Consider the following 20,744-nt stretch of genomic DNA (forward strand, 5'->3'; position numbering starts at 1 on the left):
TTTACCCTACTTAGATTTCGATAAAACGCATCTTGAAGTTGCGGCCTTTGAAGGCGCCGAAGTCGCCGCCTAGCGGGTTGCCGCGGCTCAGGCGTTCGTAGGCGTCGTAGGCCACGCGGCGGTCGATCGCCACATAGGTCTGGAATTCGGTGACGTTGATCTTGCCTACCTGTTCCTTGGCCAGACCGGCGTCGCCCGTCAGCGCGCCCAGTACATCGCCGGGACGCAGCTTGTCCTTCTTGCCGCCGGCGATCACCAGCGTCATCATCGGTGCTGCATCGACGCCGTATTCGCCTTCGTCCAGACTGTCGAGGTCATACCATGCGACGGGCGCCTGCTGGTATTCTTCGATCAGCTTGACCCATTTCTTTTCGTTCGGTGCGCACAGCGACAGGGCCAGACCCTGTTCGCCGCCACGGCCCGTGCGGCCGATGCGGTGGATGTGCACTTCCGTATCTTTCGATACGTCGACGTTGATCACGGCTTCCAGATTCTGGATGTCCAGACCGCGCGCGGCCACGTCGGTGGCCACCAGCACGGAGCAGCTACGGTTGGCGAACAGCACGAGAATTTCGTCGCGTTCGCGCTGTTCCAGTTCACCGTACAGGGCCAGTGCCGAGAAGCCTTTGGCGCGCAGTTCGTCCACCAGTTCGCGGCACTGCACTTTGGTATTGCAGAAGGCGATGGCCGATACGGGTTTGTAGTGCGCCAGCAAACGCGCCACGGCGCTGTTGCGCTGATCGAAACCGATCTCGAAGAACAGCTGTTCGATCTGGCTGTTGTCGTGCTGCGCTTCTACCGTCACTTCGACCGGATCGGCCAGGAAGGAATCAGTGGCGCGGCGGATATCGTCAGGGTAGGTAGCCGAGAACAGCAAGGTCTGGCGACGTTTCGGGCAGGCGCTGACGATGTTGGCGATTTCATCGTAGAAGCCCATGTCCGTCATGCGGTCCGCTTCGTCGAGCACCAGCGTTTCCACTTTCGACAGGTCCAGCGTCTGGCGGCCCAGATGGTCGCGTACGCGGCCCGGGGTGCCGACGATGATGTGGGCGCCATGTTCGAGCGAAGCGATCTGCGGACGCATGGGCGAACCACCGGTCAGCACCAGCACTTTCACGTTGCCGGTGGCGCGCGCGAGGCGGCGCAACTCGTTGGCCACCTGGTCGGCCAGTTCGCGCGTGGGGCACAGCACCAGCGCTTGCACGGCAAACCATGCGGGATTCAGCTTGGCGAGGATACCGATGCCGAAAGCCGCGGTCTTGCCGCTACCCGTCTTGGCCTGCGCAATCAGGTCGCGCCCCTCCAGCACGGAAGGCAGACTTTGCGCCTGTATGGCAGTCATTTCCTTGTAGCCCAGAGTGTCGAGATTGGCCAGCAGGGCAGGCGCCAGCGGCAGGCTGTTGAAAGCGGTGGATGTCATGGTGTCAGACCTGTATAAAAAGGACGTCAGCACAGTCTAACAGGCTCTGAGACAGCCCGATGCTGTGGAAAAAATACTTAGTTTGGTGCCCACACCGGCAGGCCGGTGAGGTCTAGCTTGTCGTCGCGTACCCACAGTGGCAGACCGGTGGTGTCGGTCGGCTCGAGCAGTTCGAGTTGCACCTGTTTCTGCGTGCTGCGTTTGGCGCGCGGTGGCGGTGGACGCTTGGCTTCGGGTTCGAGCGGCGCGGCCGGGCTGAAACCGGGCAGGTCGAACGTGGCGTTATCTTTTTTATCTCTCATGATCCATCTCGTGCCCACGGCGCGCGAAAAAATGCGCCGCTCAAAACAAAAGCCCGGCTGCAGCAGTCGGGCTCAGTTAAATACAGGTGCGCAGTGTATCACAAAGCCGCCGCCCAACCCTAACGGAAGCTGAGAGTGCCGGTCAGATCGCCCGGCGGCAGGGCTTTGCGCGCCGCGAAGGCTTCGTTACGGGTCTTCAGGCCTTCCAGCAGCGGCAGGCCGTGCAGGCGGGTGATGAGGCGCAGGATGGAGGTGGTGTCGTAGAAGCTGTGATCGACCTGCCCCTTTTTGGCATACGGCGAAATCACCATGGCCGGTATGCGCGAGCCGGGGCCCCAGCGGTCGCCTTTGGGCGGCGCCACATGATCCCACCAGCCGCCGTTCTCGTCGAAGGTGACGACGATGACCATGTCTTTCCACTGCGGCGATTTCTTCAGGTGCTCGATCACGTTGGTGATGTGAGCATCGCCCGATTCGATGTCCGAGTAGCCGGCGTGCAAATTCAGATTGCCTTGCGGTTTGTAGAAGGTCACGGCCGGCAGTTTGCCGGCGATGGCGTCGGCCAGGAATTTGTTGGAGATCGGGCTGTCACCGAGGCCGCCGTCGCGCAGGTGCTCGGCGCGTGCGGCCGTACCCGGTGCGAACTGCTTGAAGTAGTTGAACGGCTGGTGGTGGTACTGGAAGTTGGGCTTCTCGCCGCCGCCGCGCGCATCGAGCGCGGCCTGCCATGCGCCGCCATACCACGCCCAGCTGACCTTCTTGGCCGACAGCAGATCGCCGATGGTGTCGTAGGTCTGTGGTGGCAGGGTGCTGGCATCGTCCGGATTGGCCAGCATGGTATCGCCGCCCGGTGCGGGACGGATGTAGCTAGGCTGGTAGGGAGGTGCCATGGTGTTGACGGCATAGCCGTCCGGCGTGATGGCACCGTTGTTGACGAAGTCCGGATGGCCGTCCATGGCCGAAGCAGGGCTGGTCTTGGTGACGCTGAGGCGGAAGCCGGTCGGGCCGTCGTCCAGTACGGCGATCTTCTTGCGTGCCGCCGTCTGCGGCGCGTTGAAGTATTCTGGCGTACGGCCGCTAATCAGGAACTGGTGATTCAGGTAGGAGCCGCCGAAGGCCGCCATGAAGAAGTTATCGCACAGGGTGTATTGTTCGGCGATCTTCCACAGGCCCAGATTCTTGCTGGTCTCGCCGTAGTAGCCCATCACCATGCCGCCCGTATTGCCCCAGGCAGCAAAGCCGTCGTTGGCGCCACCATTAATCTGCATCTGGTTCTGATAGAACAGATGCCACAGGTCGCGCGTGATGACGGCTTCCGGCAGCGGCTGGCCGGCCGTATCGACCAGTTTGAACGGTGCGTTCGGCAGACCCTTGATATCGTCTTCCTTGATGGCGTATTTCTTGCCGCCGATGTCCTGGGTGTTCGGCACCATGCCGCCCCAGATCTTGGGCAGCGCAGGCAGTACCGAACCATCGCGGTCGCGCTGCAGGCAGGCGGCTGGCGTGACGCCCGACAGCGGTGCTGCCGTGCCGGGGAAGTTGGCGAACAGGTTGTTGAAGCTGCGGTTCTCCAGATAGATCACCACCACGTTTTTCACGTGTGCTTTGAGTTTGGCGTCCAGCGAGCTATGGCTGACAGGTTTGGCGCTGGCCGTCTCGCTCACCACGGGCAGGGTAGCGGCGATGCCGGTGGCGGCAGCCGCCTGAAAAATCCGCCGGCGCGAAGGGTTCGCTGGCGCATCCTGCATGACGGGCGCTTTATCCTGATCGGTATTTTTCACACTGGACTCCTAGGCTGTACAAAAGAGGCAATTGTGACAGTTTTGTGAACGGATGGGTATGTCGGAAAAGTAAATTGAAGTATCAGCCGCTGGCTATAGGTTTATGCGCAGGCTCAGGACTGGATGCCGTCGACGTGCAGGCGGTGATCGGAGTCCAGCACCCAGCCGTCTTCGTAATCGACTTCGAACAGGTGGCCGTCCGGATCCTTGAAATAGCCGGCCACGCCCCAGTCCGTGCGGGTGGCCGGTTTGACCAGTGTGCCGCCGGCTGCCACGGCGCGCGCCAGTACCTGAGCTACTTCATCCGGGGTGCGAGCAAGGTAGACCAGCGCCATGCCGGCGAAGCCATTGCCGCTGGCCGTGGGCGACAGGGCGTCGGCAGCGAAAGCCGCGCGCGATAGCAGGCACAGGGCATAGCCGCCCAGATCGAATTTGGCGAAGCCGGCGTTGCTGCTGGCCGCTTGCTGCCAGCCCAGCGCCTGATAGAAGCGCACGGATGCGGTTACATCGGCCACGCCGAGCAGGATCAGGTGCAGGCGCTGGCTCGGTGGCAGGGCGGCAGGGGCGGGTAGTGTGGTCATGGCGAGTTGGGGGCTAGATGATGGTGGCGCTTTGCCAAGTTTGACAAGAATATCATCTTGTAGATAGTCCAAATTGCGTAGAAACTCACCACCTTGCCGTGCCTGATGGTTTATAGTGTTGAGGGCAGCGAACGTGCTTAGAACACTGAGGAAAAAAAATTGAAGCAAGCCCGTTTAGTCTCTGGTCTGGTGTTGCTGGTGCTGAGCGCCACAGTGTGTGCGCAGGAGCCCATATCGGATCAGCGGCAGTGCCGTTTTATACAGGGGTTGATGCGGCCTATCGATAACATGGCCAAGCGCAAATTCAAGCGCTCGCAAGCCAAGGTGATCGAGCGGCGCGAACATACGCTGGTGTACGAACTGGCGCCGGATCCGGCGATCTATCTGAACGTGGTGCTCGGCGAGCATAACCGTGTGGTGATTGCACAGGCCTATATCGATGGCGACTACCTGAAGCGCCACAAGCTTACCCCCGCCACCATCCGCAAGCAGTTGGGCATACCGGCTGGGCAAAGCCTGCCCGCGCAGCTGGCCTGCGATATAGCCAGCATAGACCTGATAGGTGGCGACAATCTCGAATCGCTGGTGTTCGACCGCTACATCGATTAATTCTGTCGGCTGGCCGGAACCGGCCAGCGGCCTCCCGCTGAAGCGGGGAAGGGCAATGAAAAAAGCCGCTGACTTCGTAAGAAATCAGCGGCGTTTTGAATCTGGTTGCGGGGACAGGATTTGAACCTGTGACCTTCGGGTTATGAGCCCGACGAGCTGCCAGACTGCTCCACCCCGCGTCTGAAGGCACATATTATATACACCTGTCCGATAAAGTGCAAGAGGTCGGATAGTCAGGCACAGGTTTTCGGCCGATTTTGGTCCGCTGCTCGCGTTTTTCGTACAAAACGCGCGACGTTACGGCATCAGGCCGCGCCCAGCCGCCACAGCGAAGTGACTTCGGCCGCACGGGCTGCATGCAGCGGGTCGCTGGCATCGCTGGCACGCGGATGGACCGGGCGCACGTCGTGCCGGTCCAGCACTTTCAGGCCGGCGTCGGCGATCCAGCCCAGCAGTTGCTCGCGCGGGCGCAAGCCCAGATGCTCGGCCAGATCGGACAGGATCAGCCAGCCTTCGCCGCCCGGCGTCAGATGGGCTGCCAGCCCTGCCAGGAAGCCGCGCAGCATGCGGCTATCGGGATCGTACACGGCGTATTCGATCGAGGAACTGGGGCGGGCCGGCACCCACGGCGGATTGCAGACCACCAGCGGCGCCCGGCCGTCCGGGAACAGGTCGGCCTGCTGCAGTTCTACTTGCTGATCCAGCTCGAGGCGGGCCAGATTTTCGCGCGCGCAGCTGAGGGCGCGCTGGTCCATATCGGTGGCCACGACCTTGCGTACGCCGCGCTGCGCCAGAACGGCCGACAGCACGCCCGTACCGGCGCCGATGTCGAACGCCAGCGAGCTGTCTTTCGGCAGCGGGGCTTCCGCGACTAGCTGCACATACTCGCCGCGCACGGGCGAGAACACACCGTAATGGGGGTGGATGCGTGCCTGCAGGGCAGGGATTTCCACGCCCGTGCGGCGCCATTCGTGGGCGCCGATCAGGCCGAGCAGCTCGCGCAGCGAAGCGATGAAGGGGGCGCTGTAGCGGCCGTAGGCTTCATTGCAGGCTAGCTGCACGTCGGGCGCGCGGCGCAGCGGTATGCTGTAGCCGGCTTCGAACGGTATCAGCAACATGGCCAGCGTGCGGGCACGCTGCGACTGGGCCTGCCGGTGCAGATGGAATGCTTCCGTCGGCGTGGCCGGCAGTTTGGCTGGCTTGGCCTTTTTGCCGCCGCGCCCCTTGTGGTCGGCACGGCGTGCCAGTGCCTGCAGCAGTTGGCGCGCATTCTGGAAGTCGCCGCGCCACAGCATGGCCGTGCCTTCGCAGGCCATGCGGTAGGCTACATCGGCGTTGGTGCGGTCATCGGCGATCACCACCCGCTTGGGCGGCGGCATGCCGGCCTCGGAGTGCCAGACGGCGCTGCATGGCACGCCATTTTCCTCCCAGTGGATCAGTTGAGGTGCGGCTGGGGAGGCGGTTTGTGTGGACATGGCAGGCTATCGATAGGTGGCGTGAGCGTAGGGACAAGACGAAAACCGCCGGAGATGGCTGGCATCTCTGGCGGTTCATGCGCTTGCGGCGCTTATTATACTGGGCGCTTAGGCGCCGATGTCGGCAACGGTCTGGCGGCTGTCGCTGTCGCCATCCTGATCGGGGGCGCTGGCCACGGTATTGCTGACCACTGCGTTGCTGGCCGCGGCGGCGCTGGTGCCGGTGTCGGCGCTGCTGGCTGGCGCAGCCTGCGCCTTGCTGGCATCGGCGTCGCCGGCGGTGGCGGCCTTGGCCTTGTCGGCAGCGCTAGGGGCGCTGTAGGTATTGGTGTCCTTGCTGTTGACCAGATTGAGCAGGCGTAGCGACAGGCTGCGCAGGGTGTTGCGGTCTATGCCGTCGCTGCTGCGGTCCGGCGTGTTGTCGCCGGTCGACAGCGCGGTCTGCAGGTCCAGCCCTATCAGCTTGAACAGATCGGACAGGGTGCCGGGGAAATCGATATTCGGTACCTGCACCTTGGGCAGGTCGCTGGCGTTGGTGGTCAGGCTGCGGTTGGTTTGGGCGCTGTCATTCAATGTATTGCTGCTACGGCTGGCGGCGGCGCTCAGCTGGGCGTCGTACTGGACTTCCACTTCGAAATCGAATTTGCGTCCATCGGCCGTGGTGATGGTGCCCTTGCCGATGAAGTGCGAGCTGTCGGAGAGCTGGAAAGCGGCGGCCGAGCTGCTACCGAAACTGCCGCTGCTCTGGCGCACGCCGGCAGCTACGGTGCTGGAAGTATCGAGGCTGGCGCTGTCAAAGCTGATCTGGGCATCCTTGCCGCTGCTGCCGAACAGGCTCTGGGCAAAGCTGCTGAGGAAGCTCTGGGCGTAGTCTATGGTGTCGTTGCCGACGGCGGCCAGATGCTGGTCGAGCGCATTGCTGGCCGAGCTGGACGCAATCGAGCTGACCGGGTTGGCGCTGGCCGGCACCGTGTCACTCGCCTTGACCTGACGGCTGGCGTTGGTCTTGCTGTCAATTTGCGAGCTGCCGGCATACAGTGAGGCGGGCAGGTTGCGTGATGTAAGGGCAGATATGGTGGACATGGCTGATTCCAGCAGATTCCGTTTGATGATATTTCTTTTAACGGTAATCTGGCCGGAATCTTGAGCCGGGGGCAGCTCCGGGGGGGCAGCTTAGTGGTGGTGGGTCCAGCCTTCCGGCGCGGCCAGATAGGATTCCACCGCGTCTTTTTGACCGATGGCATGGTGCTTAGGCTCGCCGCAGGCGCATACGCCGAAATACGGCTGGATGTGCGAGCAGGCCGAGACTTTCTGCAGGCGTACCTGTACGGCTTTGGCGCATTTGGCGCATTTGAAGGTCAGGGTGCGTGGTGCTTTTAACATGTTGTGCTCTGTATGACGGACAAAGGCGGCATTCTAACATTCAGGCATAGATGTCGAGTTTGGGCGGCACCAGCGGCAACTGCTGGTAGGTCTGGCTGACTTTATTGCTGCTATTGGCTGCCAGCTCCTGCGCCTGTTGCACGGCCAGCTCCGAACGCGCCTGCAATTCCATCTGCTGGGCCTGGGCTGCCACGGCCTGATCGGCGCCGGACGGGCTGGCCGGCGCCAGTGCCGCGGCCTGGATGGTGCGGGCCCGTTCTATGGTTTCTTGCGGGGTGCGGCCAGGCGAGGTGTCGATATGGACTTCGCCGCCGATGGCGTAATCGACGCCGTTCGGACCGCGCTGGTAGGTGTAGGAGGCGCCCGAAGTCGCCAGACCGCCGGCCGTGGCCATGTGGGCCTGCTCGTGCTGGCGCACTTCTGTGTCGCGTGCCTTGAGCTGGGCCACCAGTTCCAGCGCTTCCGGGGTCAGATTGGTGGCAGCGGCGCTGCCTGCAAAGCTGGTGTCGGGCGCCGCGCTGGTGGAGGCGGAAGCCGGTCCGGCCGGCATCGCGGACGCAGCCACCCGCGCCGGCGCCACGCTGGGTGTGGCCGGCTGGCTGCTGCGGGGCGGAATAGCGCTCAGGTTCATGGGCTGGGGTCCGGACGACTGCTCAGCTAAATGATAGCAAATTTACAGCGCAACATCGCCGGCCATGGTGGCGACAGACCGCCGCCGCCAGCGCCATCGACGGCGGGGCCGCCGACGGTGCCACGGCCGGCTAGCGGCCAGCGCCGGGGCTAGCCCTGCACGCTGACGCTGCTGCGGCCGCCGGCTGCCGGCTGTACCAGGATGCGGGTGGCGATGCGCTCGGTCATTTCCTGCACGTGCGAAATGACGCCCACCTTGCGCCCCATGGCTTGCAGGCCGTCGAGGGCATCCATGGCCACGCGCAGGGTTTCCGCATCCAGACTGCCGAAACCTTCGTCGATGAACAGCGACTCCACCCGCACACGGTTGGAAGAGAGCGAGGCCAGTCCCAGCGCCAGCGCCAGCGAAACGAGGAAGGATTCGCCGCCTGACAGTGAATGTACCGAACGCATTTCATCGCCCATGTCGCGGTCGCGTACCTGCAGGGCGAGCGAAGGGCTGGCCGGATGGACGATGCGCTCGAGCTGGTAGCGCCGCGCCAGATGGCGCAGGTGGGCATTGGCATAGCCGAGCAGCACATCAAGCGTGTACTGCTGGGCGTAGTTGCGGAATTTCTTGCCATCGGCCGAGCCTATCAGCTCGCTCAGACGCGCCCAGCGCTGTTCGCTGGCTTCCTGCGCGGCGATTTCGGCCAGCATGGCCTGGGCACGGTTGCGGCGGGCATCATCCTGCGCCAGCGCCAGTTGGGCTGCCACGGCCTGTTCGCGCGCACTGCGGAAGGCCTGCTGCAAGGTCGTCAGCGCGCGGCTCAGGGCGGCGATGGCATCGGCCAACAGTCCTTGCGTGGCTGCGTCGCCCCCTTCGACCACCTCGTCCACCTTGTTCGGCTGGTCCTGCTCGTGCTGCTTGTCCTGCTCGTCCGCGTCGGTCGTGGCCAGTGCCTGCAACGCATCGGGCGTGGCTTGCGGCGCCGTGGCCATATGCTGCTGACGCTGGTGCTGGCGCTCTTCCAGCACGGTGGCAGCGCTTGCTGCATGGCGTTCCAGCGCCTGCATGGCGGCGCGCTGCTGGCTGATGGCCTCCGCTGTGACGGCTAGCAGGACCTGCAGATGTGCCATATCGTCCAGCGCTGCGTGTGGCTGCTGCAGATTGTAGGCTTGTAGCCAGTCCTGCAGTACCTGCTGTGCCGTGGTGCTGGCGCTATGCAGGCTGGCCAGATGCAGCTGTGCCTGGGCCTGCGCGGCTTCTGCACGCGCGCCGTCTTGCGCGGCTTGCTGGGCGGCGCTCTGGCGCTGCGTCAGTTGCTGGCGTGCCGCGTGGACGGCCTCGTTGAATGCGGCTTCGACGGCACTGGCTTCCTTGCCGCCCCACAGTTGCAGGCGTTGCTGTTGCAAGCCCTGCAACTGCGCTTCGGCGCTGCTGTAGCTAACGCGCGCCTGAACCGCATCGCGCTGGGCTTTGCTCAGTGCATCCTGTCCGGCGCGCAGTTCGATGTCGAGTGCCTGCAGGCGCTGCTGGCGCTCGTCGTAGCTGCTGCGCTGGCGCAGCCACTGGCTGGCTTCAGCCTGACGGGCTGCATAGAATCGGGCCGGTGCGGCGCGCCATGCATCTTTCCAGTCATCGCTGGGCAGCTCGCTGCCGCTGAAGGCCGGATCGAGGTCGGCCAGCAGGCTGCCCAGCGTCAGTGCCAGATCGACCCGTTGCACATCGAGTGCTTTGGCTGCGCTGCGGCTTTCGGCCAGCGCGGTCTGATGATGGGTCACGGCTTGCTGCAACTGCTGGTGCGCGTTTTGGCTGCGGACCAAGTCTTCCTGCACCTGTTCGTGGGCTTGACGCGCCTGATGCCATGCCTGTTCCTGCGCTTCGATCATGTGCAGTGCGGAGGCCAGCTGCTCGAGCTGGCCGACAAACCAGTCCGTGCGGGCAGCGGCCTCGGGCAGTTGTTCAGCGGCCAGTTGCGCCTCCATGGCCTGCCATGCTTGCGTGGCTTCGGACAGGGCGGGTGCCAGCGTGGCCGTTTCGCGTGCCAGCGTCTGCAACTGATCGAGGCAGGCCTGTTCGGTAGTACGGCGTGCCGTTTGCAGGGCCAGATTGGCTTCCACCTGCTGGCGCCAGTGCGCCACTTCGCTTTCCAGTCCGGCCAGCATGGATAGCAGGCGGCTGTCGTCGTGGTGGTAAGGGTGTTCGGTCGCGCCGCACACGGCGCAGGGCTGACCGTCTTCCAGCGTGGCGCGCAGATCCTGCACGCTGGCCGCGCAAGCTGCCTGCGCCAGTTGCAGCGAACGTTCGGCCTGAGTGCTGTGGGCGAGCAGCGTGCCAGCCTGCTGCTGGGCCGCTTTGAGCTCGGCATCGGCCTGTGCTGCCGTGGCGCGCAGCTCGGCCGCCTGTTGCGCTAGATAGGCGTGGCGTGATTGGCGCGCATCGTAGTCTATCCAGCGTTTTTCGCCCTGTGCCAGCAGGTTGCGCCTTGCTCCTAGCTGCTGACGGCTGGCCTGCAGCTGTTCCGGCGCATATTGCGCCAGCGTGCTGGCCGTGCTCTGTTGCTGCTGTTCCAGCACTTGCAGGCGCTGGCTGCTGGCCGCCAGTTCGGACTGGGCCTGCGCCTGCTGTTCCTGCTGGTGCTGGATTTGCTGCTGCAGTTTGGCCAGCGTCTGATTCAACCGTTCGGCCTGCGCGGCCTGCTGGCCGGCCTGCACGAACAGCACCTCCCAGCGTTCCCACGACTGCGCCAGAGCTGCCCATTGCTGGTGTTGCGCCAACCAGTGACTGCTGGCTTCCTGCTGTTGGGCTACCTGCTGGCGCTCGTCATTGCGCGCCTGCTGGGCCGAGCGCGCGGCCTGGTCGGCCTGATCGGCTTCGGCGCAGGCAGCGGCAGCCTGCTGGAATGCGGGCAGCAGGGCAGCAATGCGGGCATCGAGTGCCTTGGCCTGATCCAGCTGGGGGGCGGCATCGCGCTGCGCCTGCTCGGCGCTTTGCAGTTGCACGCTGGCGCTATGCTGGGCACTCTGGTGCTGCACCAGCGCGGCAGCGGCTTGCTGCGCCTGCACAGCCAGCGCCGCTATCTGTTCGCTGGTGCGGGCGCTTTCCTGCGTCAGGCGCTGGCATTCTGCCGCCAGCGGGCGGGCCGGCTGGATGGCGTCGAGCTGGGCCAGACCGGCGCGCTGCGGTGCTGCAGCATCGATAGCGGCTGTGGCGGCGGCACAGGCCAGCGTGGCCTGCTGTTCGGCCTCGGCCAGTCGCTGCGCCTGCTGGTGCCATTGCAGCTGCTGTTCCAGTGCCGCAGTGCGTAGTTCCAGTTCCTGCTGCGCAGCCAGTGCTGCGGCGTGCTGGCTTTCCAGCTCCTGCCGCTGTTCTGCGCTGCACGGCTTCTGGTCGGCCAGCCTGTCGCTGAGGCGCTGTAGCGCTTCCTGTTCCTGTTTGGCGCGGGCATAGGCGCGCATGGAGATTTCGCTGTAGATGGCGCTGCCCGTAAGCTTCTCCAGCAGCTCGCCCCGTTCATTGTCTTCCGCTTTGAGGAAGGCGGAGAATTCATTCTGCGCCAGTAGCACGGCGCGGGTGAACTGTTCGAACGACAGGCCGATACGTTTTTCGATCTCGCCTTTGACCTCGGTCTTGGTATGCCCGAGCGGCAGCAGTGCCGGCAGCCGGTGCAGTGTCATGGCCGTGGGCTGCAGTGCGCCTTCGGCCCGCGTACGGGCCCGCCGCACGCTCCAGCGCGCGCGGTAGCTGGCGCCGTCGCTGCCGACGAAATCCACTTCGGCATAGCCTTCCGCCGCGCCACGGCGCAGCAAGTTGCGGGTGTCCTGGGTGGTGATAGTCTCGTTGCCGACGTCGGCCAGATAGTTGCGGCCAGCCACACGCAGCAGGCGCGGGGTGGCGTCATACAGGGCCAGACAGAGCGCGTCTAGCAGGGTGCTTTTGCTTGCTCCGGTGGGGCCGCTGATGGCAAACAGGCCGCTGGCGGCCAGCGGTGCTTGCTCGAAATCGACGCTGAACTCGTCGGCCAGCGAGGCCAGATTCTTACCGGCGATGCGCAGTATTCTCATGACAGCAGCAACTCCGCAAAAGCACTCAACTGGTCGGGCGGTGCATCCTGATCGTAGCGCTGGCGATACAGCTGACGGAAGATTTCATCGGGCTGCAGGCGTTCCAGCTGGTCCAGCGTGAGCGCTGCCGCTTCGGCCGCGCCGTTGCGGGCCGCACTGGTAGTTTCGATTTTCGCCAGCCGTACGGCTTTGCCTTCCAGTGCCGCTTCCACCTTGGCACGCAGGCCCGGTTCCGGCGCGTCCAGCAGCACCCGCACTTCCAGCAGGGGCTGGCGCTCGGGTGGCGCCGCCTCCGTTGCCAGTGCGGCTAACTGCTGCAGTACTTCGGCCAACGGCGCAGGGCGCGCTGGCACCCGCAGCAGGGGCACGGCGCGCGACACGGGCAGCGCGGTGATCTCGCCTAGCGCACCACCCTCAAGATCGATTTGCAGCACCTGATGCTGATAGCCGATTTCGGCAAACGACAGCGGTAGCGGGCTGCCGCAGTAACGGATATGGCGTTGCTGGCCCACGCTCTGGGCCAGATGCAGGTGGCCTAGCGCGGCATAGCAGATATCGGCGCCGAAGATCCCGGCCGGCAGCATTTCCGTGCCGCCGATGACGATGCGGCGCTCCGAATCTTCCGACATCTGGCCATCGACCATGTGGCAGTGGCCCATGGCCAGTATAGGCTGGCCGGCGCTGCGGCGGGCTAGCGCATGTTCCAGCGCCTGGCGGTAGAGCAGGGCGATGCCGGCCAGATAGGGATCAGCGCTGCTGCTCTGGCCTTCCGGCTGCGGTGGGCGTGGCACATCGGCCGGACGCAGGAAGGGCACGGCCAGACACCAGGCCTGCACGGCGCCGCTGCGATCCGTCAGCGGCAGCACCATGGCGCCCATGTCGATGCTGCCATCGGCCAGGCGCGGCACATGGCCGATCACACGTGTGCCATGGGCCTCCAGCAGCGGCGCCGGGGCTTCCAGCCGGCCCGGCGAATCATGGTTGCCGGCGATGACGATCAGGTTCAGATGGGGCACGCGTTCGCGCGCAGCTCGCAGGAACTGGTAGAACTGGCGCTGCGAGGCGGCCGACGGGTTGGCGTTGTCGAAGATGTCTCCTGCGATCAGCAGGGCGTCGGCCTGCTGCTGCGCGAGCGTGTCGAGCAGCCAGTCGAGGAATTGCTGGTGCTCGTAATGGCGCTCGTAGTTATGCAGGGTCTGGCCCAGATGCCAGTCGGAGGTGTGCAGCAGACGCATGGAGTATGTGGTTCAGAACAGCGGGAAGCGCACAATATAGCGCAACTTGCCGCGGGCGAGCTTGATATATTTACAGCAGCGATTTACAGCAGCGGCCGCGGCGGCTGTTGCAGGCTTCAGGCGGCGTAGTCACCGGCAGTCGCATGGGGTGGCCCGGCCCGATAGGTGTTGCGGCCATTCTGTTTGGCCTGATACAGCAGCAGGTCGGCCTGATGCAGCAGCTCGGCCGGTGTAATGTCTTCGTTGCGGTAGAAAGTCAGGCCGATACTGGCCGAAATCGAGACCATGGTGCCGTCCAGATCGAACGGTGCCTGCATGGCCGTGACGATTTTGGCGGCCAGCGCCATGGCGTCTTCGGCGCGGTTGACGGGATCCATGATGATGGTGAATTCGTCGCCACCGAGGCGGGCGATGGTGTCGCTGGCGCGCATGGTATGCGTCAGGCGGGTCGAGAAGGCGCGCAGCAGCGCGTCGCCCACGCTGTGGCCATAGGTATCGTTGACCGGTTTGAAACGGTCGATATCCATATACATCACTGCCATCAGCTGGTGGTTTTCGGCACTCGCATGCATGCTGTCGCTGAGCTTCTGCAGGAAGCCGGCACGGTTGGTCAGCCCGGTCAGGGTGTCGATCTGGGTCAGCCGCAGCAGGCGCTGTTTTTCGCGCTTCTGCGCAGTGATGTCCTGACGCATGACGTGGAAGCCTATCACTGTGCTGCCATCTTCATCGATCTGCGGAATGTAGACCACCTCGTAGGTGCGCAAGGTGGTATCGCTATTGTCTTCCTCTTCAAACGTCAGGGTCTCGCCGGCCAGCGCGCGCTTGATGTAGGGCGACAAATAGCTGTAGCGTGCTTCGCCCACCGTCTCCACCACGCTCTTGCCCAGCACACTGGTGCCGAAACGGTTGAATTCACGCTCGTAGGCGATGTTATGGAAGCGGAATACTTCTTCGCTATCGATATAGGCCACCATGGCCGGCAGGCTGTCGGCGATGGTGCGCAGCCGCGCTTCGCTTTCGCGCAGGGCCATGACGGATTTACGCACGTGGGTAATATCGTCGACGGTGCCGACGTAGCCGTAGATCTGCTTGTCGACGATCATGGCGGCGATCTTGAACATTACCCACACGATGGTGCCATCGGGATGGACGCAGCGCAGCGTATCCTGATAGGGCAGGCGGGTGACGGCCATCTGCTTGAGCGCCGCTTTCAGGTTGGCGCGGTCACCCGGGTGGATCGCGCGCAGCCAGTTTTCGCCCAGTGCTTCCGAGCGCATCAGGCCGGTGACGAATTCGAAAGTGCGGTTGACATAGGTGCACTGGCCTTGGGCGTCGGCGCGCAGCAGGCCTAGCGGCGAAACGTCATTGACGGCAGCCAGTTCGGCCTGACTCTTGCGGATCGCCAGCTCGCTCTTCTTGCGCGGTGTGATATCGCGTGTGGTGACGGCCACGCCTTCGTTGATGGGCACGATCTGGTGGTGGAACCAGTAATGTTCGCCGCTGGGCAGGAAGTCGACTTCGAATTCTTCATCCAGCGGATGGCCCGTCAGCAGCACGTTTTTGTACTTGTCGAAGAAGCCGTGGGTGTGCAGGTCCGGCATCAGTTCCTGCAGACGCTTGCCACGGGCCTGTTCGGACGTCATGCCCAGCAGGGCGGCGCCGCGGTCGTTCAGGCCCACCAGCGTAAAGTCGGCAATGGCGTTATCGGCGCTGCGCAGGCGGCAGGCCTTGAGCAGGTAGACGCAGTCCATGCTGGCATCGGCTGCGGCGCGCAGCATTTCCTGCGCTTCGCTGACCATCAGAGCGCTGCGGCGCAGCCGGCGTGCCTGTTGCATCAGCAGACCGAGAAATACCAGCACCATCAGGGAGGCCAGACTGACGGCAATCAGATAACGCTGGCGGCGCAGTTCGAAACCGGCCATCTCCGTCTTGAGCGGATTGCCGGCTACCGCCAGCAGCAGGTAGCGCGGCATTTCGGCATAGCCGTAGATACGCTCCACCGCGTCGAACGGACGCGCCAGCAGCAGCTCATCGAGCGTGCCCACGCGGCCGCCGCTTTGCACGGCAGTGAAATCGATGGCGTCACTGATGATCAACTGTTCGTCCACGCGCGCCGTGGCGATGCCGTTTTCACGGCTGATCAGCATCACGCTGCCGCCCGGGTCCAGATTCAGGCGGTCGTAGTCTTCCACAAAGGTGGCCGGGTCTATCATCATCACGATCACCCCGGCGAAGCTGCCGTCGCGCTGATTGAGCCGGCGCGAGATCTGGATCTGCCATTTCTTGGTGCGGGATTCAACCACGGGCGTGGTAATCAGCGGCGTGTCCGAGCTGTTCTGGGCGTGGTGTAAAAAGAACGGTTGCTGGCCTAAATGGGGCGCGAAATAGCCGGAGCGGCTATCGATCAGCGTGCCGTCGGCCGCCACCAGCGCCAGTGGCAGGTCGAGTTTGGACGGCAGCAGCGAATCGAGCAGGCCGTTCGATTTGCTGAATTCGGCCAGCCGCAGGCTGCCGTTCGATTCTTCAAACTTGAGTTTGAACAGCTGGGTAGCATGGTCGGTCTGGCGCAGCAGATGGTTGGTGTGTTCGGCCAGAGTACGGGCCAGCGACTGGCTGTGCAGCACCGCCTCGTAATGGGCTGAAACCCGCTCCTGCCGCACCTGATACAGCACGGCGGCCCACATCACGCCCAGCAATGCGAGCGCGAACGCCGGCAGCAGTATCGCGCGATACAGCCGGCGTAAAACGCTGCGGGACGTTGGTTTGGCAGGATTATTCATTGAGGGGCAATATTGTCCACTAATTTGCAGCAGAATGCCATCGATCTAATTCTGCATGGAAATGTCTCGTTTGTGGCTGCAAATGTAAAAAAAACCGTGCTGCGCACACAGGCAATATTGATTTTCTTATTAGAATAGCTGCTGAACCGTCGCGTCGCTAGCCGCCGCGGCACCGGCTGCTATTGCCGTAAACACCCAGAGGAACTGGCCGCATGAAGCAAACCACACTGTCCGCCGCACCGCCACGCCTGCCCGGCACCGATGGCCAGCCGATTTTCGGCCGGTTTGCCGGCCAGACCGGCGCCATCGACTGGCGCGAGCTGGCACCGCCGTATGCGCGCAGCCGGCTGTGGCGACGCTTCCACCACAAGCGCTGGCACTATGTGGCGCTGTACACGGAGCAGGTGTTCTGCGCCGTGGCCATCGTGGATGTGGGCTGGACCAATACCGCATTTGCCTATGCTTTTGAGCGCCACAGCGGTCGCATGCTGGCCGAATTTTCGCAGGATGGCCTGCCCGGCTGCACGGCCAGCCTGCCGCACCGGCCAACTGGCGTGAGCCAGTTCCGCATGCTGGGCAAACAGATCCACATCAATACGGCGGATTACGGCGTCAGTAGTCTGGCGCTGCGTTGTGGCGAATTTGCCATCGATGCCAGCTTCGGCCCGGCCGCTGCGCCGCTGCTGCTGGCCGCAGGGCCGGTGGCGGATGGCGCTGTGCATGCCACGCAGAAGTCGGGTGGCATGCCGCTGCAGGGGCAGTTGCGGGTGGGCGCGCGCACGCTGGCACTCGATGGCGGCATCGCCAGCTTTGATTATTCCAATGGCCTATTGGCGCGCAACACGGCCTGGCGCTGGGCCTCGGCGCATGATCTGGCCATGGGCTTCAATCTGCAGGCTGGCTATTTCGGCGCGCAGGAAAATGCGCTCTGGCTCGATGGCAAGCTGTACCCGCTCGGTGCGGCCCGTTTCGAGTATGACCGCAACGATAGCCGCGCGCCGTGGCAGATCAGTACCGATGATGGCTTGCTGGAGCTGAGCTTCACGCCGGAAGGGGAGCGGCGCGGCGACAAGAACCTGCTGGTGGCGGCCAGCCGCTATGTCCAGCCTATCGGCACCTTCAGCGGCTGGGTGCGCAGCGCAGCCGACCAGCCACGGCGCACCGTGCAGCAATTGGCCGGGGTGACGGAAGATCATGCTTCGCGCTGGTAGCGCGGGAGTGCGGGCATTATGAGCATCAAATATCTCGATCGTATGTTTCAGCCCCGTTCGGTGGCAGTGATCGGCGCGTCCGACAAGCCGCACCGCATCGGCACGCGCGTGCTGGCCAATTTGCTGCAAGCCCACGCGGCGCAGGGTGGTAGCGGGCGCGCCATCTGGCCGCTCAACCCGCGCCACCAGAGTCTGCAGGGCTTGCCGTGCTATGCCCGCGTGGCCGCTCTGCCGGCTGCACCGGAGCTGGCGATACTGTGTACGCCGCCCGCCACCATCCCCAATCTGATTGCCGAACTGGGGGCGCGTGGCACCCGCGCCGCCATCGTCATGACGGCGGGACTGGAACAGATTCAGAGCGGCGGACGCAATCTGCAGCAAGCCATGCTGGCGGCGGCCAAACGGCATCAGGTGCGCATACTGGGGCCGGGCAGCGTGGGCCTGCAGACGCCGGCGCTGGGCCTGAATGCCAGCTTCACCCACATTCCCGCCACCCCCGGCAAGCTGGCTTTCGTGGCGCAATCGGGTGCGCTGGGCACGGCCATGTTGGACTGGGCCGGCCTGCACGGCATCGGTTTTTCCCGCTTCCTCACCATGGGCGAGACGGCCGATGTGGATTTTGGCGACCTGCTCGATTATCTGGCGGCCGATAGCGCCACCGAAGCCATCTTGCTGTGCATAGAGCAGGTCTGCTGTGCGCGCAAATTCATGTCGGCCGGCCGGCTGGCGGCGCGCGGCAAGCCGGTGATCGTGCTGAAAGTGGGGCGCGACGCCGAGCCCGGTGCCGATCTGGTGTTCGATGCGGCGATACGCCGTGCCGGCATGCTGCGCGTGAATTCCATCGAAGACCTGTTTGATGCGGTGGAAACGCTGGCGCGCCAGCGTCCCCAGCGTGGCGAACGGCTGGCCGTGCTGAGTAATGGCGTGGGTCTGGGCCTGATCGCGGCGGACGCGCTGGCGGCCGGCGGCGCTCAACTGGCGCCGCTGTCGGCCGAATCGCAGCTGCTGCTCAAGCGTACCTGCGCCCAGCCCACCAACCCCGTGGCCTTGCTGGCCGATGTGCCGGTGGCCCATTATCAGGCGGCCGTGGAAGCGCTGCTGCACGAAACCAATGCCGATGCGCTGCTATTCCTGCACGCGCCCACGGCCATGGTGGATAGCCAGCAGATCGCCACGGCGATCGCGCCGCTGCTGCGCGGCGCCAACAAGAATGTGCTGAGCTGCTGGCTGGGCGGCAGCGCCGTGGCGGCGGCGCGGCAAGTGTTTGCCGAAGCGGGTCTGCCGACCTACGACACGCCGGAAAAAGCCGTACACGGCTTCCTGCAGATAGCCCAGTACCGGCGCAATCAGGATTTGCTGATGGAAGTCCCGGCCCAGTTGCCGGCCACGTCGGCGCCGGAACGGGCTGCGGCGCAGGCACTGGTGGCGGCAGCGCAGGCCAGTGGCCACAACAGCCTGACGGACGCCGATCTGCGCAGTTTGCTGGCGGCCTACGGCATTGCGCTGGCCACGCCGCAGCAGGCCGCGCTAGCCAGCACCACGCTGGCGGCCGCGCGGATTGAAATCAGTACCGACGCCGTGTTCGGCCCCGTGCTGTATTTCGGCCAGGGCGGGCTGGCGGCCGAAGTGGCGGGCGACCGTACTGCCGGCCTGCCGCCGCTGAATATGGTGCTGGCGCGCGACATGGTCAGCCGCACCCGCGTGGCCCGTCTGCTGCAGCAGGCGCAAACGGCGGCCGATGCGGATGCGCTGTGCCGCACGCTGGTGCAGGTGGCCGATATGGTGGCCGATCTGCCGCAACTGGCGGCGCTGGACCTGAATCCGCTGCTGGTACTGGGTGGCAGCGTGGTGGCGCTGGGTGCGACGCTGGCGCTGGGGCCAGCACGCAGCCACCGGGCCATGGCGATCCGGCCCTATCCGCAGGAACTCGAGCAGGAACTCGAGTGGGGTGGCGGGCGGATATTGCTGCGCCCCATCCGCCCCGAGGACGCGCCCCAGCATCAGGTATTTTTCGCGGCGCTCGATCCCGACGATGTGCGGCTACGCTTTTTCACGGCCATGCGTGAACTGCCGCCGGGCCAGTTGGCGCGCCTGACCCAGATCGATTACGACCGCGCGATGGCTTTTATCGCCACGCGCACGGGCGCCAACGGCGAGCCGGAAACGCTGGGTGTGGTCCGGGCCATCGCCGATGCCGATAATCAGGCGGCCGAATTTGCCATCATCATCCGCTCCGACCTGAAAGGGCATGGGCTGGGCTACATCCTGTTCCAGAAACTGGTGGATTATTTCCGTAGTCATGGCACGGCGCAGATCGTGGGCGATGCGCTGGCCGAGAACCTTGGCGTGCAAAAGCTGGTTCGGCATTTTGGTGGCAGCGTGCTGCCGCATCCGGAAACGGGACTGGTGCGCTTACAATTGCCATTACGATAGCGTTCATCCCCTGTTTGCGCTATATTGGGGAAGCGCGCCGTCTTGTTTTAAGTCAAAGCGTGGTTGTCGGCTTTATTTACACTTTTACTTCCGCTTTTGCCAGCCATCCGGTCTGGTCATACCATAGCTTTGGGAGTCAGAATGTTAACCGCCACATATGCCCTGGTCGCTCTTTCAGTCGAACAAGCAAGTGTTCGTCTTAATCTGTTGGCTTTTCAGCAATATGTGCGCACGACTCTGATGCAGCAGAATAGCGTGACGCTGGCCCAGCTTGAATATGCCTGCAACAGCCTGAGCACCCTGTATCAGGCTTGCCAGTGGCGCAAGACGGAACGCTATCTGATTCCTGCGCTGCGCGCTGCCACCGAGCGGGCCGACCAGTTGCTTGATGAACTGAACCGTCTCAACCAGTCGGCCCTGGCCGCTGTCCGTGCTTTGCAGGAACAGGCCGAAGCGCTGGCCGATGCGGGCGAAGGCCAGGTGCAGCGCATCAGCGATAACATTGAAACGTTTTGCACGGCCATGCTGCAAAAGCTGGAAAAAGAAGAGCACGAACTGTTTGCGCTCGCGCGCAACAGCATCGCCGGTGATGCCTGGTTTTCCATTGCGAATCAATTGATGCTGCATGACAAGCGGGTAGAAGAACTCAAGCGCAGCGCGCCGCCGGCAGCGCTGCCTGATGCTGCAGCCATCAACATGCCGCGCTTGCAGGTATTGCCGATGATCGATATGAATCTGGTTCAGGATGACACCATCAGTACCATGCCGCATGTGCGCGCACGGGCCGGGCGGGAAGTGCCAGCGCCAAAATAAGCGCTCTGTAACAGGCAAATTTTCTCTGCGCTGCTATGATGGTG

Annotated in this window: 15 protein-coding genes and 1 tRNA gene; 4 read left to right on the top strand and 12 right to left on the bottom strand. The window is 63.9% G+C overall.

Annotated features, from left to right (window positions below):
• Nucleotides 1-10 precede the first annotated feature (10 nt).
• The 4 genes from dbpA to GM655_RS12985 form a co-directional block, all read right to left on the bottom strand.
• Complete coding sequence (dbpA, locus tag GM655_RS12970) at nucleotides 11-1,420, bottom strand: ATP-dependent RNA helicase DbpA (RefSeq protein WP_155435089.1); 1,410 nt, start codon at nucleotides 1,418-1,420, stop codon at nucleotides 11-13.
• A 77-nt stretch (nucleotides 1,421-1,497) separates the two neighbouring features.
• Entirely contained in the window at nucleotides 1,498-1,722 is a 225-nt protein-coding gene (locus GM655_RS12975) for a hypothetical protein (protein WP_155435090.1), read from the bottom strand.
• A gap of 119 nt (nucleotides 1,723-1,841) precedes the next feature.
• The gene (locus GM655_RS12980; protein WP_155435358.1) at nucleotides 1,842-3,470 is read right to left on the bottom strand and encodes an acid phosphatase; all 1,629 of its coding nucleotides are present in this window, start codon (nucleotides 3,468-3,470) and stop codon (nucleotides 1,842-1,844) included.
• Between the two features lie 146 nt (nucleotides 3,471-3,616).
• On the bottom strand, nucleotides 3,617-4,084 hold the full coding sequence (locus GM655_RS12985; protein ID WP_155435091.1) for a VOC family protein: 468 nt from the start codon (nucleotides 4,082-4,084) through the stop codon (nucleotides 3,617-3,619).
• A 159-nt stretch (nucleotides 4,085-4,243) separates the two neighbouring features.
• Between GM655_RS12985 and GM655_RS12990 the strand changes: the two genes are divergently transcribed.
• Nucleotides 4,244-4,693 carry a hypothetical protein gene (locus tag GM655_RS12990; RefSeq protein WP_155435092.1) on the top strand — a complete coding sequence of 150 codons (450 nt, stop codon included), beginning with the start codon at nucleotides 4,244-4,246 and terminating at the stop codon, nucleotides 4,691-4,693.
• Between the two features lie 102 nt (nucleotides 4,694-4,795).
• On the opposite strand, the gene GM655_RS12995 is transcribed toward GM655_RS12990, so the two are convergent.
• From GM655_RS12995 to GM655_RS13030, 8 genes are all read right to left on the bottom strand, one after another.
• A tRNA-Met gene (locus GM655_RS12995) sits at nucleotides 4,796-4,872 on the bottom strand.
• A 126-nt stretch (nucleotides 4,873-4,998) separates the two neighbouring features.
• Nucleotides 4,999-6,168, bottom strand: coding sequence for a methyltransferase (locus tag GM655_RS13000; RefSeq protein WP_155435093.1), 1,170 nt, complete (start codon nucleotides 6,166-6,168; stop codon nucleotides 4,999-5,001).
• A gap of 108 nt (nucleotides 6,169-6,276) precedes the next feature.
• On the bottom strand, nucleotides 6,277-7,251 hold the full coding sequence (locus GM655_RS13005) for a hypothetical protein (protein WP_155435094.1): 975 nt from the start codon (nucleotides 7,249-7,251) through the stop codon (nucleotides 6,277-6,279).
• 90 nt (nucleotides 7,252-7,341) lie between these two features.
• Complete coding sequence (locus GM655_RS13010; RefSeq protein WP_155435095.1) at nucleotides 7,342-7,551, bottom strand: hypothetical protein; 210 nt, start codon at nucleotides 7,549-7,551, stop codon at nucleotides 7,342-7,344.
• A gap of 40 nt (nucleotides 7,552-7,591) precedes the next feature.
• On the bottom strand, nucleotides 7,592-8,182 hold the full coding sequence (locus tag GM655_RS13015) for a putative metalloprotease CJM1_0395 family protein (protein ID WP_155435096.1): 591 nt from the start codon (nucleotides 8,180-8,182) through the stop codon (nucleotides 7,592-7,594).
• A 149-nt stretch (nucleotides 8,183-8,331) separates the two neighbouring features.
• Nucleotides 8,332-12,228, bottom strand: coding sequence for an AAA family ATPase (locus GM655_RS13020; protein WP_155435097.1), 3,897 nt, complete (start codon nucleotides 12,226-12,228; stop codon nucleotides 8,332-8,334).
• Entirely contained in the window at nucleotides 12,225-13,463 is a 1,239-nt protein-coding gene (locus GM655_RS13025; protein ID WP_155435098.1) for an exonuclease SbcCD subunit D C-terminal domain-containing protein, read from the bottom strand. Before GM655_RS13025 ends, GM655_RS13020 begins: the two co-directional genes overlap by 4 nt.
• A gap of 116 nt (nucleotides 13,464-13,579) precedes the next feature.
• Nucleotides 13,580-16,243: a diguanylate cyclase domain-containing protein gene (locus tag GM655_RS13030; protein WP_155435099.1), complete on the bottom strand. Its 2,664-nt coding sequence runs from the start codon at nucleotides 16,241-16,243 to the stop codon at nucleotides 13,580-13,582.
• Nucleotides 16,244-16,455: 212 nt separating this feature from the next.
• Between GM655_RS13030 and GM655_RS13035 the strand changes: the two genes are divergently transcribed.
• The 3 genes from GM655_RS13035 (at nucleotide 16,456) to GM655_RS13045 (ending at nucleotide 20,700) form a co-directional block, all read left to right on the top strand.
• Nucleotides 16,456-17,454, top strand: a complete 999-nt coding sequence (locus GM655_RS13035; RefSeq protein ID WP_155435100.1) for a DUF2804 domain-containing protein — start codon at nucleotides 16,456-16,458, stop codon at nucleotides 17,452-17,454.
• Nucleotides 17,455-17,472: 18 nt separating this feature from the next.
• Nucleotides 17,473-19,887, top strand: coding sequence for a bifunctional acetate--CoA ligase family protein/GNAT family N-acetyltransferase (locus GM655_RS13040; protein WP_155435101.1), 2,415 nt, complete (start codon nucleotides 17,473-17,475; stop codon nucleotides 19,885-19,887).
• Nucleotides 19,888-20,127: 240 nt separating this feature from the next.
• Entirely contained in the window at nucleotides 20,128-20,700 is a 573-nt protein-coding gene (locus GM655_RS13045) for a hemerythrin domain-containing protein (protein ID WP_196308763.1), read from the top strand.
• The last annotated feature ends 44 nt before the right edge of the window (nucleotides 20,701-20,744 follow it).

The sequence above is a fragment of the Pseudoduganella danionis genome (assembly GCF_009720775.1).
Taxonomy (GTDB): Bacteria; Pseudomonadota; Gammaproteobacteria; order Burkholderiales; family Burkholderiaceae_D; genus Rugamonas; species Rugamonas danionis.

Excerpts from the sequence above, each read along its gene's own strand:
- GM655_RS13000 (WP_155435093.1), bottom strand. The coding sequence starts at position 6,168 with ATGTCCACACAAACCGCCTCCCCAGCCGCACCTCAACTGATCCACTGG.
- GM655_RS13020 (WP_155435097.1), bottom strand. The coding sequence starts at position 12,228 with ATGAGAATACTGCGCATCGCCGGTAAGAATCTGGCCTCGCTGGCCGAC.
- GM655_RS13015 (WP_155435096.1), bottom strand. The coding sequence starts at position 8,182 with ATGAACCTGAGCGCTATTCCGCCCCGCAGCAGCCAGCCGGCCACACCC.
- GM655_RS13040 (WP_155435101.1), top strand. The coding sequence starts at position 17,473 with ATGAGCATCAAATATCTCGATCGTATGTTTCAGCCCCGTTCGGTGGCA.
- GM655_RS12985 (WP_155435091.1), bottom strand. The coding sequence starts at position 4,084 with ATGACCACACTACCCGCCCCTGCCGCCCTGCCACCGAGCCAGCGCCTG.
- GM655_RS13045 (WP_196308763.1), top strand. The coding sequence starts at position 20,128 with ATGCAGCAGAATAGCGTGACGCTGGCCCAGCTTGAATATGCCTGCAAC.
- GM655_RS13010 (WP_155435095.1), bottom strand. The coding sequence starts at position 7,551 with ATGTTAAAAGCACCACGCACCCTGACCTTCAAATGCGCCAAATGCGCC.
- GM655_RS12975 (WP_155435090.1), bottom strand. The coding sequence starts at position 1,722 with ATGAGAGATAAAAAAGATAACGCCACGTTCGACCTGCCCGGTTTCAGC.
- GM655_RS13035 (WP_155435100.1), top strand. The coding sequence starts at position 16,456 with ATGAAGCAAACCACACTGTCCGCCGCACCGCCACGCCTGCCCGGCACC.
- GM655_RS13005 (WP_155435094.1), bottom strand. The coding sequence starts at position 7,251 with ATGTCCACCATATCTGCCCTTACATCACGCAACCTGCCCGCCTCACTG.
- GM655_RS12980 (WP_155435358.1), bottom strand. The coding sequence starts at position 3,470 with ATGCAGGATGCGCCAGCGAACCCTTCGCGCCGGCGGATTTTTCAGGCG.
- GM655_RS13030 (WP_155435099.1), bottom strand. The coding sequence starts at position 16,243 with ATGAATAATCCTGCCAAACCAACGTCCCGCAGCGTTTTACGCCGGCTG.
- dbpA (WP_155435089.1), bottom strand. The coding sequence starts at position 1,420 with ATGACATCCACCGCTTTCAACAGCCTGCCGCTGGCGCCTGCCCTGCTG.
- GM655_RS13025 (WP_155435098.1), bottom strand. The coding sequence starts at position 13,463 with ATGCGTCTGCTGCACACCTCCGACTGGCATCTGGGCCAGACCCTGCAT.